This window comes from Noviherbaspirillum sp. (genome assembly GCF_036846085.1).
GTDB lineage: Bacteria > Pseudomonadota > Gammaproteobacteria > Burkholderiales > Burkholderiaceae_D > Noviherbaspirillum.
This window is the reverse complement of sequence record NZ_DAIUCO010000359.1, coordinates 1-4,014: the sequence shown is the minus strand read 5'-3', so window position 1 is coordinate 4,014 and position 4,014 is coordinate 1. Positions and strand designations below refer to the sequence as shown.

Annotated in this window: 4 protein-coding genes and 1 pseudogene; 3 read left to right on the top strand and 2 right to left on the bottom strand. The window is 60.6% G+C overall.

The genetic code is table 11. The annotated features are described in order from the left end of the window. The 3 genes and pseudogenes from V7080_RS24570 to tal form a co-directional block, all read left to right on the top strand. A pseudogene (locus V7080_RS24570) lies at positions 1-861 on the top strand (glucose-6-phosphate isomerase); the annotation flags it as partial. A 22-nt stretch (positions 862-883) separates the two neighbouring features. After that, positions 884-1,753, top strand: coding sequence for an SIS domain-containing protein (locus V7080_RS24565; RefSeq protein ID WP_334191004.1), 870 nt, complete (start codon positions 884-886; stop codon positions 1,751-1,753). Between the two features lie 58 nt (positions 1,754-1,811). Continuing rightward, positions 1,812-2,747 carry a transaldolase gene (tal, locus tag V7080_RS24560; RefSeq protein ID WP_334191003.1) on the top strand — a complete coding sequence of 312 codons (936 nt, stop codon included), beginning with the start codon at positions 1,812-1,814 and terminating at the stop codon, positions 2,745-2,747. Between the two features lie 400 nt (positions 2,748-3,147). Here tal and V7080_RS24555 read toward each other — a convergent pair whose 3' ends face one another. Then, positions 3,148-3,789 carry an FMN-binding negative transcriptional regulator gene (locus V7080_RS24555; protein ID WP_334191002.1) on the bottom strand — a complete coding sequence of 214 codons (642 nt, stop codon included), beginning with the start codon at positions 3,787-3,789 and terminating at the stop codon, positions 3,148-3,150. A 2-nt stretch (positions 3,790-3,791) separates the two neighbouring features. After that, a partial coding sequence (locus V7080_RS24550; protein WP_334191001.1) for an OsmC family protein occupies positions 3,792-4,014 on the bottom strand: 223 nt, incomplete at its 5' end.

Below are 4,014 nucleotides of genomic sequence, written 5' to 3'. Positions count from 1 at the left end.
TTCTGGGACTGGGTCGGCGGTCGCTATTCCATCTGGTCGGCGATTGGCCTGCCGGTCGCACTCGCCATCGGCTTCGACGGTTTCAGCGAATTCCTTGCCGGCGCTTACGCGATGGACCAGCATTTCCGCACTGCGCCGCTAAAACGCAACATGCCGGTGCTGATGGCGCTGCTCGGTGTCTGGTACCGCAATTTCTTCGGCTACGGCTCGCTGTCGATTGCCCCTTATCACCAGGACCTCGGCCGCTTTCCGGCCTACCTGCAGCAGCTGGATATGGAGAGCAACGGCAAGCGGGTGATGGCGGACGGCAGCCCGGTCGATCTGGCCACCGGCCTGCTGATCTGGGGCGATGTAGGCACCAACGGTCAGCATGCCTATTTCCAGTTGCTGCACCAGGGTACCGACATCACGCCGGTCGACTTTATTACGGCGCTGAAGCCGGCGCACGGCTTGCCCGGCCATCACCAGGTGCTTCTGGCAAATTGCTTCGCTCAGTCCGAAGCCTTCATGAAGGGCAAGCCGGCCGAGGAGGTGCGTGCCGAGATGCAGGCGGCAAACGCGACGAACGAACAGATCGAAGCCCTGCTCCCGCATCGCACCTTCCCCGGCAACCGCCCGAGCAACACCATCCTGATGGACACGCTTGCGCCCGCCACGCTCGGCGCATTGATCGCCCTGTATGAACACAAGGTGTTCGTACAGGGTGTGCTGTGGGGCGTAAACAGCTTCGACCAGTGGGGCGTGGAATTGGGCAAGGTACTAGCCAAGAATATTGAAGCGGAACTGGCCGGCGAGACGCGCCCGGATGCCCACGACGCATCGACCAATGCACTGATCGCCCGCGCCCGGGCAGCGCAATAAGCGGCAGTACGCCCAGGACGCCATGCTGCTCGACGCCATACGCACCCGTTTCGATTCGCTGTCGAAATCGGAACAGAAAGTCGCACAGGCGGTACTGAAGAGCCCCCAGCTTGCGCTCTCTGAAAACATTACCGCGCTGGCAAAATCTGCACAGGTATCGGAGCCAACGGTCGTGCGCTTCTGCCGCGCGCTGGGCTACGATGGCTGGCAGGATTTCAAGCTCAAGCTGGCGCAGGGCCTCGCGGTCGCATTGCCCCGGACGGACGAACCGCCGCTGCACGGCGACCTCGCCGCCGACCTCGTCGGCAAGATCTGCAGCAGGTCGATCAATACTCTGCTCGATTTGCGCAACCACCTGGACGCCGCCGTCATCGAGAAAGCGCTCGACCTGTTATCGAAGGCAAACAAGATCGAGTTCTACGGCCAGGGCACGTCAGGCATCATCGCCGCCGATGCGCAACACAAGTTTTTCCGGTCGGGCGTCCCGACCGTCGCCTATTCCGATCCGCATATTCATAGCATCGCCGCATCGCTGCTGCGCAAGGGAGATGCCGTAGTCGCCATTTCCCAGCGCGGGAACAGCAATGCCTTACTGCGCAGCGCCGGGCTGGCACGCAAGGCCGGCGCCGACGTGATCGCCCTGGCGCCAAGCGGCACGCCATTGGCAGACATCGCGACACTGGTCGTGCCGATCGATCTCGGTGCCGATACCGATCCCTACACGCCGATCTCCGCACGCCTGGCGCACCTCGTCGTGATCGACATCCTTGCGGTGGGACTGGCGTTGAAACGCGGACCGGAATTCCGCAAGAAAATGCAAAATGCACAAAAGTCGCTGCAAAAGTTCGACCTGCAATTCGATTCCTTTCTCAGGCAGACGCCGAAAAGCTGACCAATCCGGCTATCATTTGCACTCGTTTGCATTTTGATGCCCACACCGGGACCATTCCATGAACCAGCTCGAACAACTTAAGCAATACACCACCATCGTTGCCGATACCGGCGATTTCCAGGCGATCCAGGCTTTTGCGCCGCAGGACGCCACCACCAATCCTTCGTTGATCCTGAAGGCGGTACAGAAGGACGAGTACAAGCCGCTGCTGGAAAAGACCGTGCGCGACCACGGCGGCAAGACCCGCGATGAGGTCATTGACCGCCTGCTGGTGGCGTTCGGCGTCGAGATCCTGAAAATCATTCCGGGCCGCGTATCGACCGAGACCGATGCCCGGTTGTCCTTCGACACCAAGGCAACCATCGAGAAGGGCCGCAGCCTGATCGCGCTCTATGAAGCGGCAGGCATCGCCCGCGAACGCATCCTGATCAAGATCGCCTCCACCTGGGAAGGCATCCGCGCCGCCGAGGTGCTGGAGAAGGACGGCATCCGCTGCAACATGACGCTGCTGTTTTCCTTGCCACAAGCGGTCGCCTGCGCCGAGGCGAATGTGCAACTTATCTCGCCTTTCGTTGGCCGCATCTACGACTGGTACAAGAAATCCACCGGCCAGGATTACACAGGCGCCGACGACCCGGGCGTGCAATCGGTCAAGCGCATCTATGACTATTACCGCAAGTTCGGATACGACACCGAGGTCATGGGCGCAAGTTTCCGCAATACCTCGCAGATCGTGGAACTGGCCGGTTGCGACCTGCTGACCATCAGCCCCGAGCTGTTGCAGAAACTGGCTGAAAGCGATGCGCCGGTGACGCGAAAACTGAACGTCGAGGAAGCGCGCGCGACGGATCTGCAGAAGCTGGCGCTGGATGAAAACCGGTTCCGCTTGATGCTAAACGATGACGCGATGGGAACGGAAAAACTAGCGGAAGGAATACGGCAGTTCTGTGCCGATGCGGTGAAGCTGGAGAAGATTGTGGATGGGTTGCGGTGACGGTAAAGCGGCGAAGCCGTAACGTTCTTATGAATGTAACGGCGTTTGCGCTATAAGCAACACGAGAATTTCCCCCGTAAGGCTCCTTCCCCCTTTCAGGGGGGTGTAGCAGGGGTTTCGTGGGGCAATGCCCCACGCCTGCGGAACGGATTGTGCGTATGCGCAATCCTCTTGGTTGGGATGGGGCGGCCCGCGTAGGGGTGGTGAGGTTGAGGCATCAAATGTAGTAGCTCAACCTATCCACCCTACTTGCAAAAAGCATCAACATTTGCAAGACGTAGCGAGGAGGATAGGCGACATGTCGCCTGCCCGCGAGTGCAGCATGATGCACGACATCCCTGCGCCCCCGTTCCCCTGCGAGTGGGAGGAAACCTGCAGGAGCTTGATCAAATACAGCCTGCTATCTCTGCTTCTCCCACCCCGCAACCTCCGCAGCCATTCCCAACGCATCCGACCCGCCAAGTGCCGCAAGCCCCTGCGCTACCCCCGCCCTGTCCGCCGCCGACCGGTTCTGGCTCACCTTCCACTTCCCAGTTAACCCGGCCACCGGTATCTCCAGTCCGACAATCGCATCCAGCAACTTCGCGATGTAATCCGCCGGCGCATCATCAAGCTTCCACGGCGCCTGATGGCCAGCCTCGTGCCGGTCCGTCAACTGTGCCAGCAAGCCCTGCAACCACGCCGCATCCTCGATCACCCGCAATGGACCGGTCGCCTGCACCACCATGTAATTCCATGTCGGCACCACCTTGCCGTGCTCCTTCTTGCTTGCATACCACGACGGCGACACATAGGCCTGCGGCCCCTGGAACAACACCAGCGCATCGACGTCGCGCGAAAATGTCTTCCACACCGGATTGCTGCGAGCGACGTGGGCGCGCAGCGTCCCGAACGGCGCGGGTGCGGGATCGTACAGGAAGGGAATCGGATTGGCATTCAACCCGCCCGGATCGAGCGTGACCAGCATGCCGAGCGGGTGCTCCCGCATGAGCTTTTGCAATGCATCGGGGCGCTGCTCTTCAAAATACGGCGGCAAGTACATGCTTATCCTTCGGGTGGCTCAATGGCGATGTCCGACTTGAGCGAGTTGGCGATAAAGCAGTTTTCATGGGAATCATGATGCAATGCCTCCAGTTCCTGCGCGGTCGGCTGCCGTTCGCCGGCGAAGGTGATTTGCGGCCTCAGCGTGATGCGAGTAATCGCGACCTTGCCGTCGCCATTCTTCTCCATCACGCCGGCCGCATGGTCCACATAGGAGTCCACGACG

Bases quoted from the DNA above. Each gene is read 5' to 3' on its own strand.
- V7080_RS24555 (WP_334191002.1), bottom strand. From the start codon at position 3,789: ATGTACTTGCCGCCGTATTTTGAAGAGCAGCGCCCCGATGCATTGCAA.
- tal (WP_334191003.1), top strand. From the start codon at position 1,812: ATGAACCAGCTCGAACAACTTAAGCAATACACCACCATCGTTGCCGAT.
- V7080_RS24565 (WP_334191004.1), top strand. From the start codon at position 884: ATGCTGCTCGACGCCATACGCACCCGTTTCGATTCGCTGTCGAAATCG.